Below are 15,308 nucleotides of genomic sequence, written 5' to 3' on the forward strand. Positions count from 1 at the left end.
ATCCTTTCCGCCGATCTTGCTGCCGTCGAGGGGCTTTCGAGCCCGATGTGCACATCGCTGGAGCGTCTGCACTTTGTGCACTTCCGCGGAGCGAATCGATGATCGAGTCCCTTCTGATCGCCAATCGCGGCGAGATCGCCTGCCGCATCATCCGCACCGCAAGGGCGCTCGGCATCCGCACCGTGGCCGTCTATTCCGACGCCGACGCGAACGCGCTCCACGTCCGCCAGGCCGACGAAGCCGTCCACATCGGTGCGTCCCCCGCGCGCGAAAGCTACCTCGTCGGCGACCGCATCGTCGCCGCCGCGAAGGCGACCGGCGCCCAGGCGATCCACCCCGGCTACGGCTTCCTGTCGGAGAACGCTGATTTCGCCCAGGCCGTGCTCGACGCCGGGCTCATCTGGGTCGGTCCGAACCCCGACAGCATCCGCGCGATGGGCCTCAAAGACGCCGCGAAACAGCGCATGATCGCTGCCGGCGTACCCGTCACGCCCGGCTATCTCGGTGAGGACCAGTCCCCCGAACGTCTGAAGGCGGAGGCCGACTCGATCGGCTACCCCGTCCTCATCAAGGCGGTTGCCGGCGGCGGCGGCAAGGGCATGCGCCGCGTCGATACGGCCGCCGAGTTCGCCGACTCGCTCGTCTCGTGCCAGCGCGAGGCGGCCTCGTCGTTCGGCAACACCGACGTGCTGATCGAGAAATACATCCTCTCGCCGCGCCATATCGAGGTGCAGGTCTTCGGCGACCGCCACGGCAACGTCGTCCATCTGTTCGAACGCGACTGCTCGCTCCAACGCCGCCACCAGAAGGTGATCGAGGAAGCCCCCGCACCCGGCATGGACGCCGCCACCCGCGACGCCATCTGCGCCGCCGCGGTCAAGGCCGCCAAGGCGGTCGATTACGTCGGCGCCGGCACGATCGAATTCATCGCCGACGCCAGCGAAGGCCTGCGCGCCGACCGCATCTGGTTCATGGAAATGAACACGCGGTTGCAGGTCGAGCATCCGGTTACCGAAGAGATCACCGGCCAGGACCTCGTCGAATGGCAACTCCGCGTCGCGTCCGGCGAGCCTTTGCCGAAGCGTCAGGACGAACTGGCCATCAACGGCTGGGCGATGGAAGCGCGGCTCTATGCCGAGGATCCAGTGACCGGTTTTCTACCAAGCACCGGGACGTTGGATAACTTTCATCTCGACGATACGGTCGCGCGGATCGAAACTGGTGTTCGGGCAGGGGATACCGTTTCGCCCTTCTACGATCCAATGATCGCAAAGCTGATCACCAAAGGCACGACGCGTGCGGAGGCGATGGAGCGTTTGGCATTTACCTGCGACTCAGTGCTGACTTGGCCGGTAAAGAACAATGCAGGATTTCTTGCGGCGCTGCTGCGCCGACCTGAGGTTTTCGATGCTTCAATCGATACCGGGTTTATTGCGAAAAACTTGGAGTCATTGGTTGTCGGTGTCGAAATGTCGGATCCGCTGTTGGAGATGGGTGCGATCAACATTTTCAAACAGGCAGGCGGAACGGACGTCGCGATAGCGCCGCACAAGTACGATGGCGAACTGGACGATGTCTGGACCGATATGCTCGGTTTCCGAATGAATGCGCCCGCCAATCCCCTGATCTGGATGCTTGCGGACGGCGAACTACGCAGTTCTCGGATCGGATCGACGCGCTTGGGCGTCGGCTCACTCCTCTGGTCGAACGGTAACGAGATACTGATCGTGGAAAAGGGGTGGCCCCATCGCTTCTCCGCAGCACGAAGCGGAGGTAATCTAGCGGGCGGAGCAGCGGACGGCGCAATCCTGTCGCCGATGCCCGGCCGGATCATCGCGGTCGACGTTTTGGCCGGCGACACCGTCACCAAGGGCCAGAAGCTGGTCACGCTCGAGGCGATGAAGATGGAACACTCCCTGACCGCGCCCTTCGACGGCATAGTCGCGGACCTCAACGCAATCGAGGGCGAGCAGGTGACCGAAGGCACCATGCTCGTCCGCATCGAGAAGGATTCCTGATGGCAGGCCGCTATTTCGACGACTGGAGCATCGGCGACCGGATCGAGCACGAGATCCGCCGCACGGTGACCGAGACGGACAACCTCCTGTTCTCGACGATGACGCACAACCCGCAGCCGCTGCATCTCGATATCGAGGCGGCGAAGGCGAGCGAGTTCGGCCGGATCCTCGTCAACGGCACCTTCACGTTCGCGCTGATGGTCGGGCTGTCGGTCGGCGAGACGACGCTCGGGACGCTCGTCGCCAATCTCGGCTACGACAAGCTCGTGAATCCGAAGCCGGTCTTCATCGGCGACACGATGCGCTGCGAGACCGAAGTTACCGACCTGAAACCCAGCAAGTCGCGCCCGAACGCAGGCATCGTCACCTTCACGCACCGCCTCATCAACCAGCGCGACGAGATCGTCTGCCAATGCCTGCGCACCGCCCTGATCGAGCGGCGCGCAAGTCCTCCTCAGTGATTGTCGCGCGGTAGCCCCATCGTCTGCGCGATCCGCTGGTATTTTTCAGCACCTTCGAGGATCGCACCGGTTTCCATCTGGCCGACGGTGGCGCGCTGGATTTCCTGCCAAGGCGTCTGCGAACGTGGATAGGCATAGCCACCCGCCTCGGTGAGCGCACGGCGGCGCTCGGCGAGTTCTTCGTCGGAGATCAGCACGTTGGCCGAACCCTTGGCGAGATCGATCCGAACCCGGTCACCAGTCCGAATCAACGCGAGGCCACCCATCGCCGCCGCTTCGGGTGAGGCATTGAGGATCGAGGGCGACCCCGACGTCCCCGACTGGCGCCCGTCACCGATGCAGGGGAGGGCGTGGACGCCCTCACGGATCAGATACGCCGGCGGCCGCATGTTGACGACCTCGGCCGCACCCGGATACCCGATTGGGCCCGCGCCACGCATGAACAGCAACGTGTCGGTGGTGATCCCGAGCGAGGGGTCGTCAATCCGGTGATGATAATCCTCCGGCCCATCGAACACGACCGCGGGGCCCTCGAATGCCTCCAGATCGTCCGGGTTGCTCAAATACCGCTCGCGGAACTCCGGCGAGATCACGCTGGTCTTCATGATCGCCGAGTCGAACAGATTGCCGCGCAGCACGATAAAGCCGGCATCCTCCAGCAACGGCGTCGCGAACGGCCGGATGACGCGCTCGTCCTCGATCGTCGCGGTCCGGCAGTTATCGCCGATCGACTTGCCGTTCGCGGTCATCGCGTCTTCGTGGATCAGGCCCTGCTTCATCAGCTCGGCGACCACCGCGGGCACGCCGCCGGCATGATAGTAATCCTCGCCGAGATATTCGCCCGCTGGCTGAAGGTTGACCATCAGCGGCACCTTGTGGCCGTGCGTCTGCCAGTCGTCGATCGGCAGGTCGACGCCGATGTGGCGCGCAATCGCGGCGAGATGGATCGGTGCGTTGGTCGATCCGCCGATCGCCGAATTGACGACGATCGCGTTGTGGAACGCCTCCTTGGTGAGGATGTCCGACGGCTTCAGATCTTCCGAAACCATGTCGACGATCCGCTTGCCGGTCTTGTACGCGACCTCCTGGCGGTCACGATACGGCGCGGGGATCGCGGCCGAGCCGGGCAGCTGCATGCCGAGCGCTTCGGCAAGGCTGTTCATCGTCGTCGCGGTGCCCATCGTGTTGCAATAGCCGGTCGAGGGCGCCGACGACGCGACGAGCTTGATGAAGCCTTCGTCGTCGATCGCGCCGGTCGCGAGCAGCTCGCGCGCCTTCCACACGATCGTCCCCGAGCCGGTCCGCTCGCCCTTGTGCCAGCCGTTGAGCATTGGGCCCACGGATAGCGCGATCGCCGGGATGTTCACGGTCGCCGCCGCCATCAAACACGCTGGCGTGGTCTTGTCGCAGCCGATCGTCAGCACGACGCCGTCGAGCGGATAGCCGTACAAGACCTCGACCAGCGCGAGGTACGCGAGGTTGCGATCGAGCCCGGCGGTCGGGCGCTTGCCGGTCTCCTGGATCGGGTGGACTGGGAATTCGAGCGCGATGCCGCCAGCTTCACGGATGCCTTCGCGCAGCCGTTCGGCGAGCACGAGGTGATGGCGGTTGCAGGGGCTCAGGTCGCTGCCGGTCTGTGCGATGCCGATGATCGGCTTGCCCGAGCGCAGTTCCTCCAGGCTCAGCCCGAAGTTCAGGTACCGCTCCAGATAGAGCGCGGTCATGTCGATGTTCTCGGGGTTGTCGAACCACGCGCGCGAGCGCAGTTTTGGCATGTCGGTCATAAGGAGCTTTCTGGAGATCGAATATCAGCGGGCGACGGAAAGGCGGTAGATCATCGCGTGATGATACGGCTTGCCCGGATCGACGCGTGCGGAGACGAAGTTCGGCTTGTTCGGCGCATCGGGGAATTTCTGCGGCTCCAGCGCGATGCCGTCGCCCATCCGGTACAGATGGCCCTTCTTGCCGATGAACGTCCCGTCGAGGAAATTGCCGGTATAGAACTGCACGCCGGGCTCGGTCGTCAGGACTTCGAGCACGCGGCCCGAGACAGGATCCTCCAGCCGCGCAGCCAGTTCGGGCTTGGCGGTCAAGCCTTTATCGAGCGCGAAATTGTGATCGTAGCCATGGCCGTAGCGGATCTGCTGGTCGCGGCCGTCGCGGATGCCCTCGCCGACGATGCGGCCGTTTCGGAAATCGAAGACCGTGCCGGCGACGGGCTGCAGCGTACCGGTCGGGATCAGCTTGTCGTCGACCGGCGTGATCGCCTTGGCCGGGATCGTCAGCCGGTGGCCGTACGCGCCCATTGCCGAACCTTCCCCGCCGAGATCGAAGATGCCGTGATTGGTCATGTTCACGATCGTCGGCTTGTCGGTCTTCGCGTCATACGCGATGCCGAGATTGCCGGCTTCGTCGAGCGTATAGGTTACGGTCACGTCGAGGTTGCCGGGATAGCCGGAATCGCCGTCCGGGCTGCGGTAGCCCAGCACGAGCGTCGCGGTCGGGCCGTTCGTCGCCGAGACGATCTTCCAGGCGACTTTGTCGAAGCCCTTGCCGCCGCCGTGCAGCGAATTGACCTTGTCGTTGAGCGGCAGCTGGTACGCCTTGCCGTCCAGCGTGAAGCGGCCACCAGCGATGCGATTGGCGAAACGGCCGACCGTCACGCCAAAGAAATTGGGATGATCGACGTAGGAGGCGAGATCGTCATAGCCGAGCATCACGTCGGCGATCTTGCCGTTGCGGTCGGGGCCCATCAGCGATTGCAGCGTCGCGCCGTACGACAGGATCCGTGCGGAGACGCCATGCGCGTTGCTGAGCGTCACGGCCTCGATCGCGGTACCGTCCTTGAGCGTACCGGCAGGCGTGCGCTTCGCCTCTGCCGCGTCGGCTGCGGGCGCGGAAAGCGCTGCCAGCAAGGTTGCCACGATGATCCCCGACTTTGTGATTGCGCGCATTCCGGTTCCCGTCCTTATTCGCCCGACGCCGTTGACGCGCCTTGTGTGGCTATATAGTCGGACAATATATTTCTGGGCAAGCCTTGCGGGAAAAGACTGTTGCGGTCACCGACACGGCACGGAGGATGAAACGACTATGGCGATGCCGATACAGACGCAAAAGCCCGTTGACGCAGGAGCGGTGCATGCCGCGGGAGGCGCGCCGAGCTATCGATCCGCGCTCACGTTGCTCGCCAGCCTGTTCTTCATGTGGGGCTTCATCACGGTCATCAACAACACGCTGCTGCCGCATCTGCGCAGCGTGTTCGACCTCAGCTATACGCAGACCACGCTGATCGAGAGCGTCTGGTTTATCGCTTATTTCTTCGCCTCGATCCCGTCGGCCAAGCTGATCGAGCGGGTCGGCTATCAACGCGCGATGGTGTTCGGGCTCGGCCTGATGGCGGTCGGCGCATTGATGATGGTGCCCGCCGCGCGGCTGCCCTCCTACGGCGTCACGCTGGTCGCGCTGTTCGTGATCGCGAGTGGCATCACGCTGCTGCAGGTTGCGGCGAATCCCTACGTCGCCGTCGTCGGTCCGCCCGAGACAGCGTCATCGCGACTCAACTTGGTGCAGGCGTTCAATTCCGCCGGTGCGACGCTCGCGCCGCTGTTCGGCGGGTACCTGATCCTGGGACGTTCAACCTCGGGCACTGCCGCCGCCGGTTCGACCGCGGTGCTGACGCAGGCCGAGCGGATTGCCGATGCGCAATCGGTGGTGCTGCCTTATCTGATCGTCGCGGCCGTGCTGGTCGTGCTGGCGATCGTAATCGCGCGCTTTCCGCTGCCCGCGATGGGATCTGCGACGCAGCGGTCGGCGAAGGCGGATCGCAAGGGCCAGTCGCTCTGGTCGCACCGCAATCTGGTCTTTGGTATCCCGGCGATCTTCATTTATCTGATAGCCGAGATCGGCGTCGCCAACCTGTTCATCAACTTCGTCAGCCAGCCGAACATCGGCAACCTGACGCACGAGCAGGCATCGCATTACCTGTTTATCCTGTGGGGCGGGATGATGGTCGGCCGACTGATCGGCAGCGTCGTGATGCGCACGATCCCTGCCGAGCGCGTGCTGGCATTCGCGAGCATCGGCGCCTGCGTCGTGATGCTTATCGCGACCTTCACCACAGGGCACGTCGCGATGTGGGCGCTGATCTCCGTCGGCCTGTTCCACTCGATCATGTTCCCGACGATCTTCACGCTCGGCATCAAGGGGCTCGGGCCGTTGACCGAAGAGGGCTCCGGCCTGCTCATCATGGCGATCGCAGGCGGCGCACTGGTCATCGTCCAGGGTTGGCTCGCAGATACCTACGGTCTCCAGAACTCGTTCCTGCTGACCGCAGCGTGCGAACTCTACGTGTTGTTCTACGCAGTGTGGGGATCGCGGACGACCAACGCGTTGCCGGAACAAGCGGCGCGCTAAAAGGCCAAAACTCTCGGATTTTCGTGGTCTGACAATTAGCCGACCGGTTGGTGTCTGTTGCGTAGTTGAGCAAGGTCGAAAGTAGCACGATCGGCATCGCTAGCGGCTGTAATCAGTCGGAGTAATCAGGTATGTCCTTCGCTCGTTAGCAGGAGAAGTAGAAGTGAGCAGTTTGCGCCTATTGCAGCATCGCGCAGCGGACGGCACGCGGTCGGTGATCGCCGCTACCGACGAGGGTGCGAGCCTCGTCCTGGGCGTGGACAGCGTCCGCGAACTTGCAGCGCGCGCGATCGCGGCGGGCACCGATCTTGCGACGGCGGTTCGGGCTTGCGGGACCGGCGCGGCAGTCGACATCGCCGCCGAACTTGCCGCCGGCCGCCTGCTGTCGCCGATCGATCATGGCGATCCCGCTCATCTCATCATGACCGGCACCGGACTGACGCATCTCGGTTCCGCGGAAGGGCGCGACAAGATGCACCGCGCTGCGGCTGCAGCCGAAACGCTGACGGATTCGATGCGCATGTTTCTCGACGGCGTTGCAGGCGGCAAGCCCGCGGCGGGCGAGACGGGTCAGCAGCCCGAATGGTTCTACAAGGGCGACGGATCGGGTCTCGTCGGGCCCGGCGGCGCACTCACCAGCCCCGCCTTCGCGCAGGACGGCGGCGAGGAGCCCGAACTCGCCGGCATCTATCTGATCGGTCCTGACGGTACACCGTTCCGCCTCGGCTTGTGCCTCGCCAACGAGTTCAGCGATCATGTAACGGAGCGGCACAATTATCTCTGGCTCGCGCATTCGAAGCTGCGACAGGCGGCGTTGGGTCCGGAATTGCTGACCGGCCCAATTCCCGACCATGTCGAGGGCATGAGCCGCATCCACCGCAACGGTGCGCTGCTATGGGAGAAGCCGTTCCTCTCGGGCGAGGCGAACATGTCGCACACGATCGCCAATCTCGAGGCGCATCACTTCAAATACGACCTGTTTCGCCGACCCGGCGACGTCCACGTCCATTTCTTCGGGACGGCAACGTTGTCGTTCAGCGAAGGCGTGACGACGCAGGAGGGCGACGTTTTCGAGATCGAGGCCGCGCCGTTCACGCTGCCGTTGCGCAACACGCTGGCCAAGGCACCGCCGTCGCCGGTCGTCGTCCGCGCGCTGTGAGGTCAGCCGCGCTGCGGTAGCGTCAGGCGGACTAACAGGCCGCCGAGGACGGGGGAACGGTCGAGCGTCATCGTGCCCCCATTCAGTTCGGCGAGCTCGCGGGTGATCGACAGGCCGAAGCCGTGACCGTCGCCGCGTTCGTCGAGACGACGGCCGGGCAGGACTGCTTGCGCCATCGCCGTGTCGTCGAGACCTTGGCCGTCGTCGGCGATTTCCAGCGTGACCGTGCCGTCGATCGGGTTCGCAGCGATCGAAAGCGCGGCGCGCGCGTGACGCCAAGCGTTGTCGAGGAGGTTGCCGATCATCTCGTCCAAGTCCTGCGGGTCGATTGCGACGGCAAGGTCGTCGGGGATCGCGATGTCGACCGTCATCGGGCGATCGGCGTGGATGCGGCGCAACACCGCGACGAGATCGGAGACGGCGGGGGCGATCGGCGTCCGAGTGCGCGCGCCGCCGGTCGCATCCGCGCGAGCGCGACCGAGGTGATGGCGGACTCGCCGATCGATATGGTCGACCATGTCGCGGACGTCTGCGTCGGCGTTCGCTTCGGTGAGCTTGAGCGAAAGCGCGGCGAGGGGGGTCTTGAGGCCATGCGCGAGGTTGGCGACGTGCTGGCGGGCGTGGGCGAGCCCGGCCGCGTTCTGGTCGATCAGCCCGTTCAGTTCGGTGACGAGCGGTTGCAGTTCGCCGGGCTGGTCCTCGGGGACGTGGCGCTCGGTGCCGGCGCGAACGGCGGCGAGCGAGGTGCGGAGATCGCGCAGGGGGCGCAGGCCGAAGCGCAGTTGCACCAGCGTCGCCAGCGCGAGTCCGGCGCCAAGCAAGGCGAGCGAGCCGAGCAGTGGGATCATCGCCTCGCGCAGCGGCTCCTCGACGATCCGGCGAGGGCCGATCGCTGTGATCATTACCGTGCCGCGCGGCGTAGCGACGTCGATGGTTCGCGAGTGGAGCCGCTCGCCGCTCAGGTCGCGCGCTTCGCCAGGGTGGATTTGAAGGTCTTCATGCTCGCCGGGGCCGGGTGGAAGCGGGCGCTCGTCATTGCGAGGTTGAGCGGGCGGCGGCGGTGGAATGGTTGGGGCCGGCTTCGAAACGGTTGGGGGCGGAGTAGTGCCGCTATCGAAGCGACCGGCGGGACCTTCGACCTGCCATGACCAGTCGGACCCGGGTTCGCCGAACTCGGGCAGGTCGATCGCGCGCATCCGGTCTAGCGAGCCGTCGGGGCGGACTGCACGTGCCAGCACCGCGACCTGCGCATCGAGCCGCTCGTCGAGCCCGCGGGTGACGAAGCGTTCGAGGACGTGGCCGATCGTCACGCCCGCGAACAGGAGCGCGGTCCCGGTCGACAGCGCGGCGATCGCTAGCATTCGGCCGAAGAGGGAGCGGGGGACGATGCGGAATCGGATCATCGCAGATTTGCCTGGCGCCAGAACGATCCCGCCAAACCCCACCCCGGCGAAGGCCGGGGCCCAATTGGAAAGGTTTTTATAGTGACGGGCATCGCTCCGTTAGCCACGTCCCCCAATTGGGCCCCGGCCTTCGCCGGGGTGGTGGATGTGGTTTGCATAACCTTCATCACGAACCGTCCGCCGTCAGGCGATACCCGCGTCCACGCACCGTCTCGATCATCTGCGGACCGATCTTGCGCCGCAACCGACCGATAATGACCTCGATCGAGTTCGAATCCACGTCCGCGTCGCCTTCGTACACCCGCTCGATCAGGTCTGCGCGTTCGATGACGACTTCACGGCGGAGCATTAGCGCCGACAGCACGCGCCACTCGAAAGCGGTGAGCTTCAGCGGCAGGCCGTTCAGCTCGAACGTGCCAAGTTGCGCGTCGAACGTCAGCGGTCCGCACGTGACTCGCGCCGCCGCATGACCGGCCGCACGACGGACCAGCGCGCGCAATCGCATGACCACCTCCTCGACACGGAACGGCTTCACGACATAATCGTCGGCCCCCGCCTTGAACCCCTCGACCTTTTCCGACCACCCGTCGCGGGCGGTAAGGATCAACACCGGCAAGTCGCGTCCTGCCGCGCGCCAGTCGCGCAAGACCGATAATCCATCGCGCTTGGGCAGGCCAAGGTCGAGCACCGCCGCGTCGTACAATTCGGTCGCGCCGAGATGGCCGCCATCCTCGCCATTAGTCGCGACGTCGACCGCAAAATGCTCCGCACGCAAAGCTCGCGCCAGCCCGTCGGCGATCGCCGCATCGTCCTCGACCAATAATACCCGCATGCGTGTGTTCCTATGTCGATGACCACAACGGAAACTGAACGGCTTGGTTCAGCGGGCGTCGGCAGCGTGCGCCTAGACGGTGATTCGTCAACCAATGAGAGGAACGACGTACGTGACCGAACATTCCCATATCGCGCCGAACAAGCGCTTCAATCTCCGCCGCAACCGCCTCGCACTCGCCGCGGCCGGTCTGCTGGTGGTCGGCGGTGCAGCCGGTGCCGTCACCGTCGCCGCGACCCGCCCGAGCGTGACGATGGCGCCCGCCACGCCAACCGCGATCCGTTCGCTCCAGTCCGACGGCATCGTCACGATCCGCGGCACCGTCGCGGAGACCTACGGCAACAAGTTCGTGATGGCCGACCGCACCGGTCGCGCGCTGGTCGATCTCGGTCGGGAAGGCGATGGCAGCAATCTGGTCGCGGCCGGTCAGCCCGTGACGATCCAGGGCTGGTTCGAGGATGGCTTCGTCCACGCCTCGTTCCTGGTCGCCCCCGGTGGCAAGGTGACCGCACTCGGACCGGTCGGTGGCCCGCCGCGTGGCCCGCATGGTCCTGGTGGCCCTGGCCGCGACGGTCCGGGTCATGATGGGCCTGGTGGGCCGGACGGTCCCGGTGGTCCCGGCGGTCCGGGTGCTCCTCCGCCGCCGCCTGCCGGCATGGCGCCCCCGCCGCCGCCAATGGCTAACGGTGCGATCGCTCCCGCACCCGTTGCTCCTCCGGTTGGGGCGCAGACAACCGCACCGGCCCGGCAGGCTACCCCGGCGACCTGACGCCGTCTGCCGCACCACGGCGATCAGACACTAGCGCGGAGCCGGTATCATGCCGGCTCCGCGTTATCGGCGTATCGGTGCCGTTTGCAGCTGTTGGCGGCGCAGCACTGGTTCGGGCGGGCGGACCCAATAGCGGCCGGTCACGACCAGCGGCAGCGCGAGCAGCAGGCCTGCGCCGACATCCCAGACGCCGTCACCGATCAGGCCGGCGCCGAGCCCCGCGACGGTCGACACGCCGAGCAGGATCGGCAGTGCGAAAATCTGGCCGTTGGTCTTGTGAGTCATGCGATTTCTCCCGCCATCACGACTTCGCGGACGCGCTGGTCGCTCGGACCGCCGCGACGACGCAGCCAAAGATACAGCCCGCTGCCGAGCACGATGATCGTCAATATGTCGAAGAGCGCCCAGACGATCTTCATCGCTAGGCCGCCGTAATTCCCGAAATGCAGCGGCTGTGCGAGCAGCATCGCCTGCATGTACCACGGCATCGGCACGACCGCGTCGAGCCGTCCGGTCGCGGCATCGACGAAGCCGGGCAGCAACATCTTCGACGTCAGCGGCGTCGCACCCTTCAGGAAGACGGCGTAGTGATGATGGCTGCTGAAGACGACGCCGGGGAAGGCGATGAACTGCGGCTTCATCTCGGGCGCCTCGCGCTGCACGGCTTCGAGCGCGGCCTGGACCGAGGCGCGTTGGGCCGGCAATGGCGTGCGCGCTTCGCTGGCAATGATCTCAGCGAGGCCGTTCGCCTTCCAGATGCCGGTGATCGGCACGACGAAGGTGTTGATCGTGCCCGTCACGCCGACGACGCTTGCCCAGGCGAGCGTGACGATGCCGAGCAGATTGTGGCGGTCGAGCCAGCCGAGCCGCTTGCTACGCCCGCGACGCAATGTGCCGAAGTCGAGCTTGGCCATAAACGGTGCGTAGAGCACGACGCCCGAGACGATCGCCGCGAAGAATAGCAGGCCCATCACGCCGAGGAAGATTTCTGCCCAGAAGCCGAGGAACATGTCGGTGTGTAGCTTCAGGATGAACGCCATCACGCCGGGAACATAGGGCGGCATCTTAGTGCCGGTGCGCGCATCGAACGCGAGGAAATGCATGGCCGCGGGGGCGGCATCGGGCGTCGGGCCGGTCGTGACGTAGACGATCGGGCGTTCGTCGTCGAAGCTGATGTAGAGAGGAATTTCGCCGGGGGCGGCCTTTGCCGCACTCGCCAGAATGGTGTCGAGCGACAGCGACGGCGTGTTGGCTGGCAGCGTCGCCATCGGCGCGGGCGGGTCGAGCCAGCCGTCGATTTCCTCGTCGAAGATCAGCGGCAGGCCGGTCACGCACAGCATCAGCAGGAACACGGTGCAGATCAGGCTCGTCCATTTGTGGACGAGGTACCAGGTCTTGATCGTGCGGCGGGTCATGCGCGCGGAGCGGTTTCGATAAGGGGTATGATCTGCTGGACGGTCACCGGGACACAGGTACAGATTTGATAACGATGTGCAATAGCGGCGTTGGCGCTAGGGGTCCTACCAAGCAATCCTCCCCCGCCAGGGGGAGGTGGCTGGCACTTGCCAGACGGAGGGGGAGGCAAGGAAACCTCTGTTGCGCGCTCCTCCCCCTCCGTCACCTGCGGTGCCACCTCCCCCTGGCGGGGGAGGATAAGGGGGTCAGGCTACCCCAGCGCCGCCGGTAACGCCGTAGACTTCACCGGTGATATAGCTGCCCTCCTGCGAGGCGAGCAGCACATATACCGGCGCGATCTCCACCGGCTGGCCCGGACGGCCGAAATGGCTCTTCGACCCGAACGTCTCGACCGACTCCTGCGGCTGGCCACCGCTAGGCTGCAACACCGTCCAGAACGGCCCCGGCGCGACGACGTTGGCGCGGATGCCCTTCTCGATCAGCTGCTTGGCGAGACCCTTGGTATACGCGACGATCGCCGCCTTGGTGGTCGCATAGTCGAGCAGATTGTCCGAAGGATCATAGCCCTGCACCGACGCCGTCGTGACCACTGCCGCACCGACGGGAAGATGCGGGACGGCCGCCTGCACGAACCAGTGCAAGGCATAGACGTTGGTCTTCATCGTCTGGTCGAAATCGTCGGTCGAGATGTCGGCCACGGTCGGCCGCGTCTGCTGGCGCCCGGCGTTGACGACCAGCACGTCGAGACCGCCGAACGCATCCACCGTCTGCTGCACGGCCGCACGACAGAACGACTCGTCCTTCACGTCGCCGGGCAGCGCAAGCGCCTTGCGCCCTTCCGCCTCGATCAGCGCGACGACTTCCTTCGCGTCGGCCTCTTCGGCGGGGAGATAAACGATCGCGACGTCGGCGCCTTCGCGGGCATAGGCGATCGCAGCGGCACGACCGATGCCGCTATCGCCGCCGGTGATAAGCGCCTTGCGCCCCGACAGCTTGCCCGAGCCCTTGTAGCTGGTCTCGCCGTGATCGGGCTTCGGGTCCACCTTCGACGCGATCCCCGGGGCTTCCTGCGGCTGTTGCGGGAAGGGGGGCTGCGGATATTGCGTGCGCGGATCCTGCATCGTGAGCCGGTCGGCCATGGGTTGCTCCTGTGAAGATTGAGCAGGGGCAACCCATGTCGGTGCGGATAGGTTGCGTCCTATTTGAGCAGGATCAACGCCTTCGATAGCGTCATGTAGATCCCCCAGAGGATCGGCAGCCCGACCGCCAGCCACGCAAAGACGACGATCGGCGACGTCCCGGTTGCCGCAGCAGCCGTACCGCCAGCGACCGTGTCGACCGCGATCGGCCGGTCGTCCGCCGCCATGTGGAACTTCGCGGCAACCGGCCGGACGAACAGGTTCGCGACGAAACCGGCGACCAGCATCGCCGCCAGAACCCAGAAGATCGGCGGGTAGATATCGCTGCGAGGCACACCCGCCGCGATCGCGCGGTCACGCATGTTCGCGACGAGCAACGGCCCGACCACGCCCGCAGTCGACCAGGCGGTCAGCAACCGCCCATGGATCGCGCCGACATACTTGGTCCCGAACAGATCAGCGAGATACGCCGGCGCAGTCGCGAACCCACCACCGTACATCGAGGCGAGGATGCAGAAGACCAGGATGAACAGGCCCAAGGTCGTGCCAGCCAGCGCCGGTGCGGCGAAACCGTAGAGCACCGCGCCTGCCGCAAGGATCGTTGCAAACAAGGGTTTGCGCCCGATCCGATCGGACAGCCACGCCCAGAAGAAGCGCCCGCCGATGTTGAACAGGCTGATCGCGCCGACAAAGCCTGCGCCGACCGCGGCCGCCGCCTTCTTCTGGTCGTCGTCGAACGCGGTGAACAACACGCTGGGCGCGTCGATCAGGCGTCCGCCGAACAGCTCCTGCAGCATTGGCGAGGCGATGCCGATGATCCCGATCGACGCGGAGACGTTGAAGAACAGCACCAGCCACACCAGCCAGAATTGCGGCGTGCGGTGTGCGTCCGACAGCGCGACGTTGAAGCGACTGATCGAGGCTTTTGCGCTGGTCGGCGCGGTCCAGCCCGCCGGTGCCCAACCCTCGGCGGGCACGCGGTAGCCGATCGCGCCGGCCATCATGAACACGAAATAGACGCAGGCGAGCACCAGGAACGTCTGCCAGACGCCGACGCCGGTCGGGCTAGCGAAATGCTTCATCAACAGGTCGGCGAGCGGTCCGCCGATCATCGCGCCGCCGCCAAAGCCCATGATCGCCATGCCGGTCGCCATGCCGCGGCGGTCGGGAAACCATTTGATCAGCGTCGAGACGGGCGAGATATAGCCGAGCCCAAGCCCGATCCCGCCGATCACGCCCGACCCGAGCCAGATCAGCCAGAGCTGATGCGTGGAAATGCCGATCGCGGCGATACCCATGCCACCACACCAGCAGAATGCGGCGACCACACCCGCTTTCCGCGGGCCAGCGCTTTCAAGCCAGCCGCCCCAGATCGCCGCGGCGGCACCGAGCACGACGAAGAACAGCGTGTACGTCCAGACGAGGTCGCTGACCCGCCAGTCGCAGGTCATGGTAGTCAGTGCGCCGAGCAGCGAGAGGTTCGGGCAGGCGACCGGATCGGTGATCCCGATCGCGCGCGACAGCGGCAACCAGAACACGCTGAACCCGTACGCCATGCCGATGCACAAGTGGATCGCGAGCGCGCAGGGGGGCACCAGCCACCGGTTGAAGCCGGGTGCGGCGACGGTTCGGGCCCTGCTGAGAAAGCCCTCCGCGCCCAGGTCTCTCGTGTCCGGCATGCAACCCCCTGTTTAGTAT

Annotated in this window: 13 protein-coding genes; 5 read left to right on the top strand and 8 right to left on the bottom strand. The window is 65.5% G+C overall.

Features of this window, described 5'->3' with window-relative positions:
• Window positions 1-98: 98 nt before the first annotated feature.
• Both C8J25_RS02835 and C8J25_RS02840 read left to right on the top strand, forming a co-directional pair.
• Window positions 99-2,018: an acetyl/propionyl/methylcrotonyl-CoA carboxylase subunit alpha gene (locus C8J25_RS02835; RefSeq protein WP_107952125.1), complete on the top strand. Its 1,920-nt coding sequence runs from the start codon at window positions 99-101 to the stop codon at window positions 2,016-2,018.
• Window positions 2,018-2,479: a MaoC family dehydratase gene (locus C8J25_RS02840; protein WP_107952126.1), complete on the top strand. Its 462-nt coding sequence runs from the start codon at window positions 2,018-2,020 to the stop codon at window positions 2,477-2,479. Before C8J25_RS02835 ends, C8J25_RS02840 begins: the two co-directional genes overlap by 1 nt.
• On the opposite strand, the gene C8J25_RS02845 is transcribed toward C8J25_RS02840, so the two are convergent.
• The gene (locus C8J25_RS02845; RefSeq protein WP_107952127.1) at window positions 2,473-4,263 is read right to left on the bottom strand and encodes an IlvD/Edd family dehydratase; all 1,791 of its coding nucleotides are present in this window, start codon (window positions 4,261-4,263) and stop codon (window positions 2,473-2,475) included. The genes C8J25_RS02840 and C8J25_RS02845 overlap by 7 nt on opposite strands.
• A 24-nt stretch (window positions 4,264-4,287) precedes the next feature.
• Window positions 4,288-5,433, bottom strand: a complete 1,146-nt coding sequence (locus tag C8J25_RS02850; protein WP_107952128.1) for an aldose epimerase family protein — start codon at window positions 5,431-5,433, stop codon at window positions 4,288-4,290.
• A gap of 136 nt (window positions 5,434-5,569) precedes the next feature.
• Here C8J25_RS02850 and C8J25_RS02855 point away from each other — a divergent pair, with 136 nt between their 5' ends.
• Both C8J25_RS02855 and araD1 read left to right on the top strand, forming a co-directional pair.
• Window positions 5,570-6,892 (top strand): sugar MFS transporter, encoded by a 1,323-nt coding sequence (locus C8J25_RS02855; protein ID WP_425275438.1) that lies wholly within the window; start codon window positions 5,570-5,572, stop codon window positions 6,890-6,892.
• 163 nt (window positions 6,893-7,055) lie between these two features.
• Window positions 7,056-8,051: an AraD1 family protein gene (araD1, locus tag C8J25_RS02860; protein WP_107952129.1), complete on the top strand. Its 996-nt coding sequence runs from the start codon at window positions 7,056-7,058 to the stop codon at window positions 8,049-8,051.
• 2 nt (window positions 8,052-8,053) lie between these two features.
• Here the strand turns inward: araD1 and C8J25_RS02865 are convergent, their stop codons facing one another.
• Together C8J25_RS02865 and C8J25_RS02870 are read right to left on the bottom strand one after the other, a co-directional pair.
• Window positions 8,054-9,454 (bottom strand): sensor histidine kinase, encoded by a 1,401-nt coding sequence (locus tag C8J25_RS02865; protein WP_107952130.1) that lies wholly within the window; start codon window positions 9,452-9,454, stop codon window positions 8,054-8,056.
• Between the two features lie 166 nt (window positions 9,455-9,620).
• Complete coding sequence (locus C8J25_RS02870; RefSeq protein ID WP_107952131.1) at window positions 9,621-10,286, bottom strand: response regulator transcription factor; 666 nt, start codon at window positions 10,284-10,286, stop codon at window positions 9,621-9,623.
• 112 nt (window positions 10,287-10,398) lie between these two features.
• Between C8J25_RS02870 and C8J25_RS20890 the strand changes: the two genes are divergently transcribed.
• Window positions 10,399-11,055, top strand: a complete 657-nt coding sequence (locus C8J25_RS20890; protein ID WP_208622493.1) for a hypothetical protein — start codon at window positions 10,399-10,401, stop codon at window positions 11,053-11,055.
• Window positions 11,056-11,118: 63 nt separating this feature from the next.
• Here C8J25_RS20890 and C8J25_RS02880 read toward each other — a convergent pair whose 3' ends face one another.
• The 4 genes from C8J25_RS02880 to C8J25_RS02900 all read right to left on the bottom strand — a co-directional run bounded on the left by C8J25_RS02880 (window position 11,119) and on the right by C8J25_RS02900 (window position 15,289).
• On the bottom strand, window positions 11,119-11,340 hold the full coding sequence (locus tag C8J25_RS02880; protein ID WP_107952132.1) for a hypothetical protein: 222 nt from the start codon (window positions 11,338-11,340) through the stop codon (window positions 11,119-11,121).
• A complete protein-coding gene (locus C8J25_RS02885) occupies window positions 11,337-12,470 on the bottom strand; it encodes a PepSY-associated TM helix domain-containing protein (RefSeq protein ID WP_107952133.1) in 1,134 nt (377 codons plus the stop codon). The genes C8J25_RS02880 and C8J25_RS02885 overlap by 4 nt, the downstream gene beginning before the upstream one ends.
• 246 nt (window positions 12,471-12,716) lie before the next feature.
• A complete protein-coding gene (locus C8J25_RS02895) occupies window positions 12,717-13,610 on the bottom strand; it encodes an SDR family oxidoreductase (RefSeq protein WP_107952135.1) in 894 nt (297 codons plus the stop codon).
• A gap of 59 nt (window positions 13,611-13,669) precedes the next feature.
• Window positions 13,670-15,289 (bottom strand): OFA family MFS transporter, encoded by a 1,620-nt coding sequence (locus C8J25_RS02900; RefSeq protein ID WP_107952136.1) that lies wholly within the window; start codon window positions 15,287-15,289, stop codon window positions 13,670-13,672.
• Between the last annotated feature and the right edge of the window lie 19 nt (window positions 15,290-15,308).

It is taken from the genome of Sphingomonas faeni, assembly GCF_003053745.1.
GTDB lineage: Bacteria > Pseudomonadota > Alphaproteobacteria > Sphingomonadales > Sphingomonadaceae > Sphingomonas > Sphingomonas faeni.